The 17,314-nt window shown below is 56.4% G+C and carries 13 protein-coding genes; 2 read left to right on the top strand and 11 right to left on the bottom strand.

Features of this window, described 5'->3' with window-relative positions; genetic code table 11:
• Positions 1 to 8: 8 nt before the first annotated feature.
• The 10 genes from CA948_RS13775 to CA948_RS13820 all read right to left on the bottom strand — a co-directional run bounded on the left by CA948_RS13775 (position 9) and on the right by CA948_RS13820 (position 14,217).
• Positions 9 to 1,841: an assimilatory sulfite reductase (NADPH) flavoprotein subunit gene (locus CA948_RS13775; RefSeq protein WP_108728310.1), complete on the bottom strand. Its 1,833-nt coding sequence runs from the start codon at positions 1,839 to 1,841 to the stop codon at positions 9 to 11.
• A 154-nt stretch (positions 1,842 to 1,995) separates the two neighbouring features.
• Positions 1,996 to 3,660 (bottom strand): AMP-binding protein, encoded by a 1,665-nt coding sequence (locus CA948_RS13780; protein ID WP_108728311.1) that lies wholly within the window; start codon positions 3,658 to 3,660, stop codon positions 1,996 to 1,998.
• A 23-nt stretch (positions 3,661 to 3,683) separates the two neighbouring features.
• Positions 3,684 to 4,256 carry a chalcone isomerase family protein gene (locus tag CA948_RS13785; protein WP_108728312.1) on the bottom strand — a complete coding sequence of 191 codons (573 nt, stop codon included), beginning with the start codon at positions 4,254 to 4,256 and terminating at the stop codon, positions 3,684 to 3,686.
• Positions 4,257 to 4,275: 19 nt separating this feature from the next.
• Complete coding sequence (locus CA948_RS13790) at positions 4,276 to 4,794, bottom strand: DUF4442 domain-containing protein (protein ID WP_094198163.1); 519 nt, start codon at positions 4,792 to 4,794, stop codon at positions 4,276 to 4,278.
• Positions 4,795 to 4,803: 9 nt separating this feature from the next.
• Complete coding sequence (locus CA948_RS13795; protein WP_108728313.1) at positions 4,804 to 6,129, bottom strand: OmpP1/FadL family transporter; 1,326 nt, start codon at positions 6,127 to 6,129, stop codon at positions 4,804 to 4,806.
• 125 nt (positions 6,130 to 6,254) lie between these two features.
• Complete coding sequence (locus CA948_RS13800; RefSeq protein WP_108728314.1) at positions 6,255 to 8,198, bottom strand: 3-hydroxyacyl-CoA dehydrogenase NAD-binding domain-containing protein; 1,944 nt, start codon at positions 8,196 to 8,198, stop codon at positions 6,255 to 6,257.
• The gene (locus CA948_RS13805) at positions 8,195 to 9,490 is read right to left on the bottom strand and encodes an acetyl-CoA C-acetyltransferase (RefSeq protein ID WP_108728315.1); all 1,296 of its coding nucleotides are present in this window, start codon (positions 9,488 to 9,490) and stop codon (positions 8,195 to 8,197) included. The genes CA948_RS13800 and CA948_RS13805 overlap by 4 nt, the downstream gene beginning before the upstream one ends.
• Complete coding sequence (locus CA948_RS13810) at positions 9,487 to 11,832, bottom strand: acyl-CoA dehydrogenase (RefSeq protein ID WP_108728316.1); 2,346 nt, start codon at positions 11,830 to 11,832, stop codon at positions 9,487 to 9,489. Before CA948_RS13810 ends, CA948_RS13805 begins: the two co-directional genes overlap by 4 nt.
• Before the next feature lie 197 nt (positions 11,833 to 12,029).
• Positions 12,030 to 12,683 (bottom strand): TetR/AcrR family transcriptional regulator, encoded by a 654-nt coding sequence (locus tag CA948_RS13815; RefSeq protein ID WP_094198158.1) that lies wholly within the window; start codon positions 12,681 to 12,683, stop codon positions 12,030 to 12,032.
• A 106-nt stretch (positions 12,684 to 12,789) separates the two neighbouring features.
• A complete protein-coding gene (locus CA948_RS13820; RefSeq protein ID WP_108728317.1) occupies positions 12,790 to 14,217 on the bottom strand; it encodes an NAD-dependent succinate-semialdehyde dehydrogenase in 1,428 nt (475 codons plus the stop codon).
• Positions 14,218 to 14,419: 202 nt separating this feature from the next.
• Here CA948_RS13820 and CA948_RS13825 point away from each other — a divergent pair, with 202 nt between their 5' ends.
• Complete coding sequence (locus CA948_RS13825; RefSeq protein ID WP_230019566.1) at positions 14,420 to 15,322, top strand: MurR/RpiR family transcriptional regulator; 903 nt, start codon at positions 14,420 to 14,422, stop codon at positions 15,320 to 15,322.
• On the opposite strand, the gene CA948_RS13830 is transcribed toward CA948_RS13825, so the two are convergent.
• A complete protein-coding gene (locus tag CA948_RS13830) occupies positions 15,319 to 16,152 on the bottom strand; it encodes an HAD-IIA family hydrolase (protein ID WP_094198155.1) in 834 nt (277 codons plus the stop codon). The two genes, CA948_RS13825 and CA948_RS13830, sit on opposite strands and share 4 nt — an antisense overlap.
• A 223-nt stretch (positions 16,153 to 16,375) precedes the next feature.
• Here CA948_RS13830 and CA948_RS13835 point away from each other — a divergent pair, with 223 nt between their 5' ends.
• Positions 16,376 to 17,314, top strand: a complete 939-nt coding sequence (locus CA948_RS13835; protein WP_108728318.1) for a phosphate/phosphite/phosphonate ABC transporter substrate-binding protein — start codon at positions 16,376 to 16,378, stop codon at positions 17,312 to 17,314.

A 17,314-nucleotide genomic window follows, 5' to 3' on the forward strand; every position in this document is an offset into this window, starting at 1 on the left:
CTTGCTTCTCAGTAAACGTCGCGGGCGTAGCGGCCCTGCGCCGAGAGTTCTTCCAACCAGCGTCGTGCCTGGTCTGCGTCCAATCCACCTTCCTGGCGGGCGATTTCCTGCAGGGTCTGGTGTACGTCCTTGGCCATTTGATTGGCATCACCGCATACATAAATGTGGGCGCCGCCCTGAATCCAGGCGTAAACATCGGCTGCTTTTTCCAGCAAGCGGTGTTGTACGTAAACCTTGTTTTCCTGATCGCGCGAGAAGGCCAGATCCAGGTGTTGCAACTGGCCGTCCTGCAAGGCGCGTTGCCATTCGGTCTGGTAGAGGAAGTCGGAGTGAAAGTGTGGGTTGCCAAAGAACAGCCAGTTGCGACCTTCGCCACCCTGAACGCTGCGCTCTTGTACAAAGGCACGGAAGGGGGCCACGCCGGTGCCGGGACCAATCATGATCACGTCACGGTTGCTGTCTTCAGGCAGGCGGAAACGTGTGTTGGGGTCGATAAACACCGGCACGGTATCGCCTTCGTTCAGGCGGGCCAGATAGTCGGAAGCCACGCCCCAACGATCTTGTTCATTGAACTGGTAGTGCACATTGGCCACGGTCAGATGCACTTCTTCATCTACCTCGGACTGGCTGGAGGCGATGGAGTACATGCGGGGTGCCAGGGGGCGCAAGGCTTGCACCAGCTCGGCAGCGCTCCAGGTGGCCGGGAAGCGTTCCAGTACGTCCAGCACTTGATGAGTCTTTAGCAGCTCTTGCAAGGTGCTCAAACCATCCGGGCCTACAGCGGTTTGCAGCACGGCATCGTTGTTGCGCTTGGCCAGTTCCACCAGGAAAGGCTTGGTCAGTTGTGTCAGCTCACGGTAGTGGCTAAGCCACGCTTGCAGCGTATGCGACTTGTCCTGAATGGTGACGGTGTCTTGCGGGTCCAGCTTCAAAGTCTGAATGACCGCTTCGACCAGCTTGGCATTTTGAGTAGGCCAAACACCGAGTGCATCACCGGGCTGATACTTCAGGCCACTGCCTTCCAGCGACAACTCGTAGTGATAGATATTGCGGGTGCTATCACGGCCCGTAATGCTTTGGCTTTGCAGTACGGTGGCCTGAAAGGGATTGTCGCGAGTGAAGGTGCTGCGAGTCTGGGTTTCCAGCACTGTAACGTTGCTGGACTGGGCGGCAGGAACTGTTGCCGCAGCGTGAGCCTGGTGATCCGTTTCCAGAAAACCGAAGGCCTTGTCCTGCCAGGGGGCGGCAACGGTATCAATATCCAGATCGGCCAGGCCTGCGTCCAGAATGCGTTCCGCCCCCAGAGCCAGCAGACGTTGATCAATCTTTTCCGCGATCCCACAGAACAGGGGGTAGCTGGAATCACCCAAGCCCAACACACCGAATTTCAGCTCGGGCAGTTTGGGAGCACGGGCACCGGACAGGAATTCGAAGAACGCGATGGAGTCGTCTGGCGGATCGCCTTCACCCTGGGTGCTGATAATGACGTACAGCAGACGCTCTTCTTTCAGCTCGCGCGTGGGGTAACGGTCGGCGCGCAGCAGGCGCACGGGGATACCGGCGGCTTCGCAGCGTTGGGCAAAGGCTTCGGCGACGCGTTGGGCATTGCCTGTCTGACTGCCAAACACAATGGTGGCAGGTCGTTGGGCGGGCGCAGCGGCGGCGGGCACCAAAGACAGTTCAGGGGAAACAGGCGCTTGAGCGGGAAGGCCGGTGTGGCGTACTTGAGCGACACCGGCGAGATAGCCGGATAGCCAGTTCAGGGAAAGCGGATCGAGCTCGTCGGTAATGTGGGCAATCGCGGTGCGATTGGCCTCCGAGAGGCGGGACAGGGCGTGCATTCTGACACTCGCTTATATCAATAGTTTGTCCCATTCTAAAGAGCGGTATCAGGGCGACGAACGATCCGATTCTTATTTGTTTATGAATACGTCGGTTAATGAAAAAGGGGCATAAGCCCCTTTCATCCTGGTCTAAGCGTGTGCACCAGACGTGCTACGGACGCAGCTCCCGACGCAGGATTTTGCCCACATTGGTACGCGGCAAATCGTCGCGGAATTCGACACTGCGTGGGGCCTTGTAGCCGGTCAGGTTCTTGCGGCAAAAGGCGATCACGTCTTGTTCTGTCAGGTCAGGATTACGGCTGATGACATACAGTTTGACGACTTCACCTGCTTTTTCATCGGGAACACCGACGGCAGCGGCCTCGACGATATCCGGATGCTGGGCAGCCACGGCTTCGACTTCATTGGGATAGACGTTAAAGCCCGAGACCAGAATCATGTCCTTTTTGCGATCCAGCAGGAAGACATAGCCTTGCTCGTCCATATAGCCGATATCGCCCGTGCGTAAAAAACCATCGCGATCAAAAACCTTGGCGGTTTCATCGGGGCGCTGCCAGTAACCCGGGGTGACTTGCGGACCACGAATGCACAACTCGCCCGTCTCGCCCAGGGGCAAGTCGTTTTGGTCTTCGTCGCGTATGCGTATGTCGGTCGATGGGATGGGCAGACCAATGGAGCCGGTGAACTCTTGTTTATCCAGCGGATTGATGGTGGCAGCGGGGGAGGTCTCAGTCAGACCATACGCCTGGGCCAAAGGTTTGCCTGTAGCCTCCAGCCAGCGCTGGGCGACCACTTCCTGCACCGCCATGCCGCCGCCCAGTGTAAAGCGCAGGGAGGAGAAATCCAGCTTACGGAATTCGGCATTGTTCAGCATGGCATTGAACAAGGTGTTCACCCCGGTAATGGCGGTAAACCGTATTTTGGACATGTCCTTGATCATGGCCGGAATGTCGCGAGCATTGATGATCAGCAGGTTTTCTGCGCCCAGGCGCAGGAATACCAGCAGGTTCGCGGTGAAGGCGAAGATATGGTAGAGCGGCAAAGCAGTGACAATGCAGTCGATCTGGCCTTCTTTCAGATTGGGGCGAATCCAGGCCAGAGCCTGGCTCAGGTTTGAGACCAGATTGCCGTGGGTCAGGATGGCCCCTTTGGCCACGCCCGTGGTGCCCCCCGTGTATTGCAGGCAGGCAATGTCATCGTGGGTCAGTGTGACGGGAGCAGGTGCGCGGCCGCGCCCTTGTGCCAGCACTGTCTTGAACGAGACGGAGTTAGGCAAGGACCAGGCAGGCACGCCTTTTTTAATGTGGCGCACCACCTGATTGACCAGCCAGCCTTTGAAGCCACCCAGGCAATCGCCCACGCTGGTCACAATGATTCGCTTGATAGGTGTTTCGTGTAAAACCTCTTGCAGCACGTGGGCAAAATTTTCCGCAATGATGATGGTTTCAGCACCGCTGTCTTGCAACTGGTGACGCAGCTCACGGGCGGTATACAGCGGGTTGGTGTTGATAATGGTGGCCCCACTGCGCAACACCCCATACAGGCTGATGGGGTATTGCAGCATATTGGGCATCATCAAGGCGATGCGGTCGCCTTTTTTCACGCCTTGGCTTTGCAGCCAACTGGCCAGGGCCAAGGCATTGGCCGACAGTTCGCGGTAGCTCATGCGTTTACCCATACTGATGTAGGCCGTGCGCTGTGCGAACTCGGTGCAGCTTTGTTCAAATACATCCAGCAAGGACGAGTACTGCTGGGCCTGATCTTCGATAGTGGCAGGAATACCGGCGGGGTAGTTCTGCAGCCAGACTTTATCCATGAAGCGCTCCAGGGCGAGTAGGTTCAAGACAATCCCAGCAGGGCCTTTTTGAGCGATTCTTGGGCAGGTTTTTTGCCTAACCAGATTTTCAACAAAGCAGGGGGCAGATTAGGGTGGGAGAGCTGACCTAAAACCTTGTCGTTAAACAGAATCGTGACCTGGGGGGTATTCATGTCCAGCACGATGATGTCGCCTTCTTTGGCTTGGCCAACTTGCCGCATCAAGTCTTCAAATTGCTTGATAACGGGGGCCAATTCCTGTTTTTCTGGATCCGTCAGGTTGCTGTGAATGCCGTCTTTCAGGGCATCGATCAGGGTTTGGGCGTCCAGGTCGCGTTTAAGAACCATCCGTACTTGATGCGGGCCGGGAGCCTGGATGATGGTGTCGGCATCCTGGGAAGGAGACGCGGTATATAGGGCGGCAACGTACACATTAAAAACAACTTTCTTACGCAGGCCTGCCCCATTCAGTTTCAGGCTTTGCTGCTGGACGGTGACCATGTCTGGTACGGTGACATTTGCAACAGTAGCCGCCTGAGCGGCGGTTAGCCCTAGGGACAGACTTAAAATCAGGGCGGCACAGCGGGGGGTGAACATGAAGCGATCCTCCGACAAATTAGCGTGATTGTGATTTCTGCTGGTAGAAGTGGGCGTCGGCAATATAGATGGTGCGTTCCACCGTGGTGTAGATCTGGCCTTCAGGGTCCTGGATCTGCACGGTAAATGTGGCTTCAGCCTCGTGGTATTGGTCTAGCTGTCCTCGTATGGCGTCCAGTTCGTCTGGATTGATTTGAAAGTTGGCATACAGTGTCTGGTAGCCTGGACGGCGATACTGAATCTCTGCATTCTTGTCCCAGACAATGACATGACGTTGCAAGCCAGCCAGAAGCATCGTGGCGTGCACGCCGTCGGTGATGGCAAACAGGGAACCACCAAATAAAGAACCATTGATGTTGCGAGTGCGTCGACGCAATGGCAGGCGTACGACGATGTGTTGCAAGTTCGCTGAAACTTTGTGGACCCGCCCGCCGGTTGCCCGGAAGGCGGGGTGCCAGTTAAAGCCCAGCTGCAAAAAGCGGGCACGCCATGCGGGGGGAAGGCGTGCGAGCAGCTCCATGCGGCGACTGCGGGCCATAATGCATCCTTAGAAGCGATAGCTGAACTGCACGCCCAGAATGTCACCACTGTTTTTGTAGGTACCGCGTGTCAAACCACGAGCGCCGACATCGGTGTTGTTGTTCATATCGGTGTTTTTCAGGAACAAGTGGGTGTAGCCGATGTCCCACGTGGCGTTTTTGCTGGGACGGTATTGGGCACCCAGGGAAACCCAGTAACGGTCGCTGTCAGGCAGGGCGGTTGGACGGTAGTTCTTGTCGCGTACGGGCGATTGGTCCCACGCTACACCACCCTTGAACGTCCACTGTTCGTTGTAGTGGTAGTTGGCACCGAAGGCGACACGCCAAGCGTCTTTGAACTTCAGCTCCAGGCCGGAATCTTTGGCGCCGGGGCCGCTGTTTTCAATGGTCAGGCGTGGAATGCTGCTCCAGCCTGTCCAGGACACGTCGGCCAGCAGTTGCCAGCGCGAGTTCAAGTCGTGTACCAAGCTGACAATGGCGGTGTCAGGTAGCTTGATGGTGGCTTCGGCATCCCAGTTGATGTTGGGAGCGGGAATGCCGGCAGGGATGTTGCGATTGCGCAATTTGGTATCGCCGTCAGCCGTGACCTTGATTTGCGAGCGATAGGAGACGCCCAGTCGAGTGCTGGGGGTAATTTGATAGAGCAAACCAGCGTTCCAGCCCCAAGCATCGCCTTTCATCTTGACGCGGGTGCTCATGTCCAGTGGGCCCAGTGCGGGATGGTAACCAACGGGTGTTGCCAGACGATAGTCTGCGTCGATGTGCAGCCAGTTCACACCCACACCGAAGGACAATTGATCGTTGACCTTGTAGGCTACCGACGGGTTGACGTTGATGGTTTCAATGGCGAACTTTTCGGAGTGGTAACGGCCAACCCAGCCTTCGTCGTATTCAGTCGTCAGACCAAACGGGACGCCAATACCCAAACCCACCCACCATTTGGGCGAGAGCTGGTGGGAGAGATAAATATTGGGAACAGCGGCGACTTTACCGGCGTCACCACCCGAACCGCCGGTGGCGGGACGGCTGGCGCCACCCGTCAGGGCCAGGGGGTCGGTACTGCCTTTATCGGTGAACTTGAACGTAGGTTTGATCGCGTTAAAACCTGCCGAGAAGTTCGTCTCGGGCAACAAGGTCATGCCAGCCGGGTTGAAGTAGATCGTGCTGGCATTGTCACCAATGGCGGCCGAGCCCGCGTAGGCATTACCCAGGCCGCTCGCATTCTGTTCTAGCAAGTTAAAACCAGCCGCTTGGGCTTGACCCATTCCCATGCTCATTCCCAGAGGAATCAGCAAGGCGGGGATGGTACGCAAAGCTACAACCGTCTTTTTCATGTCTCTTCTCCAAGGTATAGGTGCGACGTCTGACAGAGGCTTGGGACAGGTTTTAAAACACCTGTTTGTTTTCTATGGTGCATGACCTAGGCCAATCGGCGTATAGGTGTTTGTGCCAATTCGAACTAATTGCGTTGTTTTTGTGTTGCTTTGTAGTGCAGAGGACCTCCCCTGAATGGGGCAAAGCCGGTACCGAAAATGACACCTGCATCGGCCAGATCGTCGTCCTCTACAACACCAATGCGAACCTGGTGTTCGGTCTGCTCGACCAGCGGTTTGATCAAGCGGTCTGCCAGACCGTTTGGAACCGTTCCCGCAGGAGATTTCTGTGCTTTACCCTCTTTCCAGGTATAGAAACCTTGGCCGGTTTTTCGACCCAGTTCCTGACGGTCCAAATGGGTTTTCAGGCAAGCGGGCATGGCCGCCTGCTGGCTAAGTTGGGCACCGGCATCACGGGCAATATCCAGGCCTACGGTGTCGGCCAACTCAAGCGGGCCCATCGGCATGCCGAACTGCAACATAGCTTTGTCCACGGTGGCCGGATCCAGCCCTTCGTCCACGCAGCGCATGGCTTCCAACATATAGGGAGCCAGGACGGCATTAACCAGAAAACCAGGGCTGTCTTTAACGGGCAAGGGCAGTTTGCCAATCTGATTCACAAAGGCATAGGCGGCGCTGCGTACGTCCGGAGCCAGCAGTTCACTTTCCACCACTTCAACCAATGGCATACGAGATACCGGGTTAAAGAAGTGAATCCCTACCAGCCGTTCCGGATTGATCAGATTCAGGCTGAGCTCGGACAGGGGCAGGCTGGAGGTATTGCTTGCCAGCACAGCACCGGCTTTTAGCAGGGGCTCAATGCGGGTGTACAGGCTGCGCTTGGCATCAGCGTTCTCAAAGATCGCTTCCAGAACCAGATCTGCAGAAGGGATGCCGTGGCCGTCTGGGTCTGGAATCAAGCGATCCAGGGCGGCCTGTACCAGCCTGCGGTCTTTGAGACGACGCTGGAACAGCTTGGCAGCACGGCCTTGAGCCTGGGCGATGCGTTTGCGGTCCTGGTCTTGCAAGGTCACACGTATGCCTTTCAGTGCACATACGGCCGCAATATCGCCTCCCATGACGCCTGCACCGACTACATGGATATGGCTGATCTCTTGAGTCGATGAATGTTTGCCTATGCTTTTTAGTCGTTCTTGCAGATGGAAGACACGCAGCAGATTAGCGGCGGTGTTGGAACGGGTAATTTGCTCGATCAGCTCGGGAGCCTTCAAGGCATTGCCGTTGTGCTTCTCCCAGATTTCCAAAATGGCACGTGGGGCCTGATAGTGCTGATAGGGATCGCGCTTTTCTAGCTGCTTGCGTACTTGGCCCGCCACCAGGGGGCGCAATAGCTTGCTGTTCATCAGGCGTGGCAGACCTTTGGCACGACGTGGTTTTTTGCCACTCAGTACTTGTTTGACGGCGGCTTGTTTGGCCAGACGCACGGGAACGCAGGCATCGACCATACCCAGGCGAGCAGCCTTGCGGGCATCTACGCTCTTGCCACTGAGCATCAAGTCCATGGCAGCGGCAGGGCCTATATATTCAGGCAGGCGCAACATGCCACCCCAGCCGGGGAAAATACCCAACATCACTTCGGGCAGAGCCAGCCGTGTGTCGTCTTGATCCACGGTCAGGCAATAGCGGCAGGCCAGGGCCAGTTCCAGCCCACCGCCCAGGCAGTGCCCTTGTACCAGGGCCAGCGTGGGGTAGCTTTGCTTGGCCAGCTTGTTGAAAACGGTCCAGCCGCGTGTGACCAGTGCCAGCCCTTTTTCCGGGTTGTTGCCGTGTTCGGAGAACTCATCGATATCGGCACCGGCAATAAAACCGGCCGCTTTGCCGGAGTAAATAATCAGTGCTTTAGGAGGATGGCTGTTCAGGTAGTCCAGCGTCTGGTTCAGTTCCTGCAGGACGGCTGCCGAGAGCCGGTTGACCGAGCTGCCCACGCAATCGATTTTCAGCCAGGCAATGTGCTGATCGTCCGTGTACAGCGTGAAGTTTTGCAAATCCAAGGTAGCGACGGGCATCATGATTCAGTTCCTTGCAGCGATTCGATCAGCATGGCGCCGCCTTGACCGCCGCCAATACAAATAGCGGCCATGCCCAGACGCAAGTTGCGACGACGCAGGGCATTCAAGCAATGCAGCACAATTCGGGCACCGGAGGCACCCACCGGATGGCCAATTGCAATAGCGCCACCGTCTACATTGAGCTTGTCCATATCCAGCAGTCCCAACGCATCACGGCCCAGGTGTTGTTGGCACCACTGCTGATCGTCCCATGCAGCACGACATGCCAGTACCTGTGCTGCAAAAGCCTCGTTGATTTCCCACAAGTCCGGGCCATTTAGGGCCAAGCGGTTGCGCTCCAAAATAGGCGTCGCAGCAAAAACAGGGCCCAGGCCCATGGTGGCTGGGTCCAGCCCAGCCCATTGCGCATCCACAATGCGGCCAATGGGTTTGAGCTGATGTTCTTTGACGGCTGCTTCACTGGCCAGAATCAACAAGGCCGCACCGTCAGTTACCTGAGAGCTGTTACCGGCTGTGATATTGCCCCAGGGCGGGTCAAAGACCGGGCGCAGCTTGGCTAGTTTTTCGGGTGTGGAGTCTTCGCGCACGCCATCATCTTGCGGGTAGCTATTGCCGCGCGTGTCGCTCAACGGCACGATTTCTTCAAACGCGTTTTCTTGTTGTGCGCGTAGCGTCAGGCGATGGCTGCGGGCCGCAAACTCGTCCATATCCTGACGGGTAATGCCAAACTCATGCGCCAGATTTTCAGCGGTCTGGCCCATGGACAACCCAACCACGGGGTCGGTCAGCCCTTTGAGCAGGCCGATGACAGGTTTCAAGTAGGACAGACGCAAACTGCGTAGGGCTTTCAGGCGGGCGCCGACATTACGGGCTTTGCCCCAGGTGGCTAGCCAGTGCACCATGTCATCGCTGAACAAGATGGGGGCATGGGACAGCGCATCAACGCCACCGGCCAGCACCAGATCCGAACGGCCAGTTTGAATGGCCTGTACGCCAGAATCCAGAGCCTGCATGCCCGAGGCGCAGTTTCGCATGACCGTCCAGCCGGGCACTTTGTGACCTGTGCCCAGACGCAGACCCAGAATCCGACCGATATTGGTTTCATCGGGCGAGGGGGCGGCGCAACCCAGAATGACCTCGCTGAGTTGCGGGGCCTCAAAGGGTTGGCGCAGCAGCAACTCGCGTCCAGTTTGCACGGCCAGATCTCCAGCGGAGAAAGGGCCGGGCGCATTACGCGCTTTCAGAAACGGGCTGCGTGCGCCGTCAATAATATAGACCGGTTGAAAACTCATACTTGGCTCCCACTGGCGGCTTCAGCGGCAGGATTTTCCCGACGCAGATCGAAGGGGAAATCATCCACGGCAATAACGCGGTCGCGCACGATATCGCGGGCCTGGATTTGTTCATACTCCTGGGCGGTGATGCCACCGGCCTGGAAGACGGCTTCGGCCAGATCGCGCACGTTGGCTTTGGGGTTGTCCTGCAATTGACCACTTTTCTCGAACTGACGGATTTTGGCGTCAATATCACGAGTGTTCAGCGTCGCCAGCAAGGCGGCTTCAATCGCACCGACGGGTTCCATATCGTCGTCAGGCAAGTAAGTGTCGTAGGTCAGGCGATCACGAGTGGCACCGGGTTTGGTCAACAGTTTGGCAACGGTGTGATCCAGTTTGTCATCGGGACCCAGACGGCGCTGGCCCAGAGGGAAGACCAGGAAGCGCAGCACGGCCGCCAAAGGACGGTTCGGGAAGTTTTCCAGCACCTTGTCCAGGGCGTGTTGAGCGCGCATCAGGGCGTCTTGAGCCGCCCAGTGAGCCAAAGGAGCATCTTCTTGTTGACGACCTTCGTCCTGATAGCGTTTGAGCACGGCACTTAGCATGTACAGCTCGGACAGCACATCCCCCAGACGCGAGGACAGACGCTCACGCATTTTCAGGGATCCTCCCAGCACCAGCATGGACGCGTCGGCCAGCAAGGAGAAGGCGGCGCTGTAACGGCTGGCCTGGCTGTAGTAGGTGTGCATGGCCTTGGCGGTGCCGGTAGGGCCACTTAGCAAGCGCCAGCCACCCAGGCCCAGCCAGAAGGAACGGCCCGTGTTAGCCAGGGTGTAGCGAATGTGTGCCCAAAATGCCTGATCAAACTTACGCAAACCGGCTTCACGATCAGGATCCAGCGCGGCTGTCATTTCTTCCAGAATGAAAGGATGGCAACGGATCGCGCCTTGACCAAAGATGATCAGGCTACGCGTCAGAATATTGGCGCCTTCCACTGTAATACCGACGGGGATCTGTTGATAAGCACGGCCCAGAAAGTTGGAGGGGCCAAGACAAATACCTTTACCGCCAATCACGTCCATACCGTCGTTCACCACAATACGACCACGTTCGGTGACGTGATATTTGACGATGGCCGAGACCACGGAAGGTTTCTCGCCCAGGTCCACGGCAGCAGCCGTCATGGTGCGGGCGGCATCCATGGCATAGGTATGGCCAGCAATGCGAGCCAGTGCTTCTTCCACACCTTCAAACTTGCTGATGGCGCTGCGGAACTGGGTACGCACAGCGGAGTAACCACCCACGGCGCGGCTGGTCAGTTTGGCCATGCCGGTAAAGGAGGAGGGTAGGGAGATGGAGCGGCCGGCAGCCAGACATTCCATCAACATGCGCCAGCCTTGGCCAGCCATGTCGGGACCACCAATAATGAATTCCAGCGGCATGAACACGTCTTTGCCACGGGTGGGGCCGTTCATGAACATGGCATTCAAGGGGAAGTGACGGCGACCGGTATCGACACCAGGGTGGTCGCTAGGGACCAGGGCGCAGGTAATGCCAATGTCTTTTTCGCCACCCAGCAAACCGTCCGGGTCATAGAGGCGGAAGGCCAGACCCAGCAAGGTGCACACCGGAGCCAGCGTGATATAGCGCTTGTCCCAGGTGACGCGCATGCCCAGCACTTCCTGACCTTCCCATTCGCCTTTGCAAACAATACCTACGTCAGGAATGGAGGCGGCATCGGAACCGGCCCAAGGGCTGGTCAGTGCGAAAGCGGGAATGTCACGGCCATCGGCCAGACGGGGCAGGTAGTGTTGCTTTTGTTCGTCGGTGCCGTAGTGCAGCAGCAGTTCAGCCGGGCCTAGCGAGTTGGGCACCATCACCGATACGGACAAAGCCGAGTTGCGGGTGGAGAGCTTGGCCACGACTGCCGAGTGCGCTTGCGCCGAAAAACCGCGACCGCCGTATTCCTTGGGAATAATCAGGCTGAAGAAGCGGTTTTCTTTCAGGTAATTCCAGACCTCGACAGGCATGTCGAAGTCTTCCTGGCTGACTTGCCAGTCGTCAATCATGGCGCAAGCCACATTGACTTCATTGTCCATGAACTGGCGCTCTTCATCGGTCAGCCGGTAGGCTGGATAAGAGCTCAGGGTATTCCAGTTGGGTTTGCCGCGAAACAGTTCACTTTCCCACCAGACCGTACCCGCTTCCAGCGCATCGCGCTCGGTTTGGGACATGGCAGGCAAAACACTGGAAAAAGCGCGGTAAATTGGGCGGCTTAGCCACTTGGTGCGTAGATTCCGGTTTTTGAGAACGTAGACGCAGCCAAGCACTAGCACTATCAATAGCAAGGTCACAAACATGGCAACTCCGGACTAGCTAAGAAAAGAAAAAAATGCCCCCACGCTGCGCCTTTGGCTTGCTGCCCCCCAAGGGGGAGCTTTTTGCCTTGGGGCGGCCCGGCGGTAAAAAATACCCCCACGCTGCACCTTCGGCTTGCTGCCCTTAAAAGAAGGGCGTGGTTCACCTTGGTGTAGCTTGGTGGTCAGGACCGTTCAGCTCAGGTGCTGGCGGGTAAAGGCGCTCGTAATCCACCCAGCAGGAAACTCATCAGACGCTGTTGCAGTTGTTGCTCACTTTCGGGGCTGTCGCTAAGGGGTAATTGCAAGGCCCGACGTAGTGATTGGGTGCCCATCAAGGCGTAAGAGGTGGCACCCAGCATGAAATGAAATCGCCAGATGATTTCTTCTTCGGGCACGGTGGGCAGGGCTTCGTGCAAAGCCTGCTTGAAAGGCAGGAAGATGGCGACTTGCTCGTCCCAACAAATGGATTGGATGAAGTCTTGCGGTGCCGGGCGGTCTTGCCCGGGCAAAGGAATAAACGAGCGTGGTGTGCCATTGCCAGAACCCGCCAAGCGGATTAGTGGCCCAAAAAAGGCATCTACTACCTGTGATGCTTTCAACGGACCCTCACCGGCTTGTTGGCGATAAAAAGCCAGCTTTTCCAGGCGTTCTTGATTGATACTGTTCAAGCGGCGCTGAAATACGGCCTGTGTCAGTCCGTCTTTACTGCCAAAGTGGTAATTAACAGCCGACAGGTTTACCTTGGCCTGCGCCGTAATCTGGCGCATGGAGGTATTTTCGTGACCATACAGCGCGAACAGATGTTCGGCTGCATCGAGAATGGCGGACTGTGTCCTATCAGAGCGTTTCACCGTTATTTCCTAATTTCAAACGAGTGTTTGAATAATGTAGCGGGAATAGGCGGTTAGTACAGTAGGGGTTCACCCTAGCCCTGCAAAGCAGGGCCAGGAGCCAGCTTTAGATTTGAGTCACAAATTTGGTGACTAAATATCCGTCAAAGGTTTCCGCACCGCCTTCGCTGCCAATACCACTGTCCTTGACGCCACCAAACGGCGTTTCGGGCAGGGAACTGCCAAAGTGGTTGATATTGACCATACCGGATTCCAGCTCGGTGCCCAGTCGATGCGCGTCTTGCAAGGATTGCGTAAAGGCATAGGCCGACAAACCAAAGGGCAGGCTGTTGGCGCGGGCGATGGCATCGTCCAGGTCGCTGTAGCGAGTCAGGGGGGCGATAGGGCCGAAAGGCTCCTCGGTCATGACCAGCGCATCGTCTGGCAAATCCGTCAGTACAGTGGGCGAGAAAAAGAAACCGTCGCGCTTGATCTGCTCACCACCCAACAGCACTTTGCCGCCCAGAGAGCGGGCATTGTCGACAAACTTTTGCATCATGGGGATGCGGCGCTCGTGAGCCAAGGGGCCCATTTGCGTATCCGGGTCCAGTCCATCACCCACTTTGACATTGGCCAGCTCTTGGGTGAAGCGATCCACAAACGCGGTGTAAATATCGTCGTGGATGTAAAAGCGCGTGGGCGAAATGCAAACCTGTCCCGCGTTACGGATCTTGAAACGAGCCAATTGACGGGCGGCGCGGGCTACATCGGCATCGGGCAGGACCAGCACGGGAGAATGACCGCCCAATTCCATGGTGATGCGTTTCATATGAGCGCCGGCTAGCGCAGCCAGTTGTTTGCCTACTGGTACAGAGCCGGTAAAGGAGACTTTGCGCACGATGGGCGAACGGATCAGGTAGTCCGAGACCTCGTGTGGCACACCCCATACAATATTCAGCACGCCTGGCGGCAGACCGGCGTCGTGGAAGGCTTGAGCAATGGCCATGACTGCGCTGGGGGAGTCCTCGGGGCCTTTGAGAATGATCGTGCAACCTGCACCAATTGCCGCGCAGATTTTACGAATGGCTTGGTTATAGGGGAAGTTCCATGGCGTAAAGGCGGCGCAAACCCCAATGGGTTCGCGCAAGACCAGTTGTTGCACTTTGGGGTTGCGTGCGGGAATAACGCGACCATAGATGCGACGGCATTCTTCGGCGTGCCAGTCTGCATGATCGGCGCAGGACATGATTTCACCCACGGCCTCGGCCAGCGGTTTGCCTTGGTCCAGCGTCAGGTTACGGCCAATTTCCTGGGCGCGTTCGCGGGATAGTTCCGCCACCTTGCGCAAGATCGCGCTGCGATCCATGGGCGAGCTATGACGCCAGCTTTGGAACGCGGCTTGAGCGGCATGCAGAGCCGCATCCAGATCTGCCTGGGATGCCAGGGGCAGTTGGCCCAAGGTACTGCCATCGGCTGGGTTGATGACGGCTTGGGTCTGACGAGCTTGCCCGTCCAGGAATTGGCCATTGATATAGAGGGCCAGATGTTGATACATGTGCTTTTCTCCAGAGTAGACTGTGCAGATCGAATGCAGCGCACCGAAGGGACAGGGCCGGTCGCGAGGGCCTGATGAGCATTGGCCGTTTATGCGGCCTATGCTCCCATTGTCATGTCGGCTCGTTAAAATGGCAGGATCATCCTGTATGGCCGTCTTTGACTCATAGTAAAACTCTCCTGTCTGAAATCCAATTCCTGTCATGGTCACCACGAAACGTACACGCCGTATCTCACCGGAGGCAGAGTCTCCTCGCAGCACTCCTCAGGCCATGCTGGCGCGCATTCGGAGTTTGTTACCGACCATGGGGGCGGCCTCACAGCGCATTGGTGAATTTGTCATTAACTATCCGGCAGATGTGGTCCACATGTCGGTCAGTGAAGTGGCTGAGCGCACGCAATGCAGTGAGGGAAGCGTAGTTGGATTTTGCAAACTGCTGGGTGCAACAGGTTTTCAGCAATTGAAAATCTCGCTGGCCCAGCAAATTGTGCAACCCGTCCAGTACATACACGAGGATCTGGAGTCGGGTGACTCAATCGATCAGGTTGTGAGCAAGATCTTTCACAGCAATATTCAAACCTTGCAAGAGACAGAGTCGGTACTCGATCCGGCTGCCTTGGCCAAGGCGGTTGCGTTGATCCGTCAGGCGCAGCGTATTGAAATTTACGGTATTGGTAGTTCGTCGGTGATTGCGCACGATGCCCACTACCGGATGTTGCGTATTGGTTTGCAGGCAACAGCGGTCACGGATTCACACGTACAGGCTATCAGCGCTTCGCTAACCGGGCCGCAGGTGGTTGTGCTGACAATTTCTCATTCGGGCAGTACACATGAAACCGTACTGGCCACTCGTCTGGCTAAAGAGGCGGGCGCCAGCACGATATGTATTACCAATTTTGGCAAGTCTCCGATTCAAGGCTATGCCGATGTCGTCTTGCACACCATGTCCCGCGAAACCCATTTTCGCACCGAGGCGATGACCAGTCGTTTAGCTCAACTGGCTATTATTGATACTTTGATCGCCTGCCTGGCCTTAGCTGACTATGATAAATCGGTGCAGACTTTGCGCAGCACCTTTGAAGTGCTATCCAACAAGCGTTATTAACCTTGGCTGACTTCGTGGAGATGACGTCGCACGGGGATGTTTCGGAGCATCAAGGCGCCTACGTCTGGCGCGTCGGCTTGCGAGGATGGGCCGACCAGTAGATAGCCTAATCCGAGGCTGACTGCACCCAAGGCATCTGTGGCGGCATTGTCCCCGATAACGGTCACATGCTCATTGTGCAAGCCCAGACGTTGCAAGCCTTCCCTAAATAGCATCGATTGCGGTTTACCCAGAATTTCCGCTTGCGCCCCAGGTATGCAGGCTAATACCGCCTGTAATAGTGCGCCTGTTTCCGGGGTGAGTAGACCTTGCGGGCCAGGGTGGGTCAGGTCAGCATTGCTGACCAGAAGCGTGGCGCCTTGGCTGAGTTCACGGATGACTTGCTGCAAAGTGTCATAGCTGAAATGGCGATCTCGCGTCAGCAGAACAATGTCGGCATTTCGCTCTACCAGAGTCAAACCCAGCTCCATGGCCAGTGCCCGCAGCGCTTGAGAGGCGCACAGCATAAGCGGGTTGTGTGGGTAGCGGCAGGCAATGTGATGTATGGCTTGTTCTCCTGCCAGCACCAAGTTGGCCGGTGGCACTGGTAACCCCAATGCTTGCAGTTGGGGGGCCAGCGTTTGTGCGGTATGGGTAGAGTTGTTGGAAACCACGATATACCGACCCTCCCAGTAATGTAGTAATTCCTTGGCGCCGGGTAGTACTTCATCGCCACGGATGAGTGTGCCATCTAAATCCAGAATCAAACCTAGGGACTGAGAGAGCCATGATGCATCCGATGGAGCATCGGGTTGGGAGCTGGGTGGCGCAGCAGAGAGCAAGGAGGTCATAAACGAGATACAGAGTGTCAAAAAAGGACCGCGTCGAACTGGCCGCAATGCCGGCTCTGCGCGCTGGAATGGCTCAAATTCTAACTGAACATTATTCAAAAATCATTTTTGTTGTTTTGAGCTATTTTCATTTTTTTGTCATATAAGGCAGCTAATCTTCGTTTCGATGTCAGACAAGTACCCATGTCATGACGCACACCTTTTCACGACAAGGATTATCGAAATGAAGACGAACCGCTTTCATCTTTCCGCATTGGCCCTGGCTTTCATGCTGACTCCGTTCGCTGCTGCACAGGCACAGGCATTGGCGGATGGTTCACAACAGCACCCCTTGCGCGTGTTGTTGATCCCTGCTGATGGCGGTACAGAGTCCGGTACCAAGGCAGACTACCAACCCATCTTCAACGCGATCACAAGCAGCACGGGTCTGCATTTTGATTTGACGGTTGGGCAGTCCTATGGAGCTGTGGTGGAAGGGATGTGCAACCAATTGGCTGAAGTTGCCTTTCTGGGACCTGTCTCTTATGTGCAGGCACATGACCGGGGTTGCGCTCAGTTGTTAGCGGTGGGTGTGCAAAAGGGGCAGTCTTCCTATTACGCCGCCATGTTTGCCCCGAAAGAATCCTCTGTGACCTCTTTGAAGGACCTGAAAGGTAAACGTGCCGCATTTGGTGATGTCAATTCGGCATCCAGTTTCACGTTTCAGATGGCTTCTATGATTAACGATGGCATGAATCCCGCCCAGGATTTGGCCGAGTTGCATTTGACCGGTAGCCATGCCAGCAGTTTGGCTGCTTTGGTGCAAGGGCAGGTCGATGCAGCCGCCTTGTCTTTTGACTCTTTTGACAAAGCTGTTCGCCAAGGCGCTGTTGATCCTCAATCGGTCAAGGTTATCTTCAAGAGCGAGCCAATTCCTTATCCCCCGCTGGCGATGAACACCAAACTGCCTGAGGGGCTGAAAAAGACCTTGAAAGAAGCATTCTCGACGGTTCATCAAGCTCCAGGCGTGACTCCAGACATGGTGCGTGGCTATGGCGGTGCCAAATTGGATCGCTACGACACGGCATTCTCGGAAGAGCAGTTCAGTGGCCCCGCATCCAAGATGTCATTGCTCACTGACGAGGTCAAAGGCGAGATTCTGGCCAAGGCTGCACAGCGGTGA

Origin of the sequence: Alcaligenes aquatilis (assembly GCF_003076515.1) — a bacterium.
GTDB lineage: Bacteria > Pseudomonadota > Gammaproteobacteria > Burkholderiales > Burkholderiaceae_B > Alcaligenes > Alcaligenes aquatilis.